Annotated in this window: 1 protein-coding gene; it reads left to right on the plus strand. The window is 44.0% G+C overall.

Annotated elements, in window-relative coordinates; genetic code table 11:
• The coding region (locus Xmir_RS27775) for a hypothetical protein (protein WP_208620489.1) at positions 1 to 241 on the plus strand (241 nt) is incomplete at its 5' end.
• Between the last annotated feature and the right edge of the window lie 93 nt (positions 242 to 334).

A 334-nucleotide genomic window follows, 5' to 3' on the forward strand; every position in this document is an offset into this window, starting at 1 on the left:
CCATATATGGACGCCCCCGGTTGTGCAAGCATTGAGTCGATACGGTTTGCTACCATATATCCGGCGTCATAAAGGACTTATTTGCCCGCGCCATGATGTCATCCGCACCCTGTTTCCTTCTCAGCCGTCATCGGTATGTGACTACCTAGGTTTTACTCAGGTTATTGCAGGGCCGATAGCCGTTTTTTCATCAGTGTTTGCAAACTCGGTTAAAGCGCCTGTTTCAATTCACTTAATTTAATTAATGGATAGCAAAAGCTTTTTTCATATCATAATCAACCTCATCTGTCAGAATACGCCAGATAATTCGGGTCAGCTTGTTAGCTAAAGCAAC

It is taken from the genome of Xenorhabdus miraniensis (genome assembly GCF_002632615.1).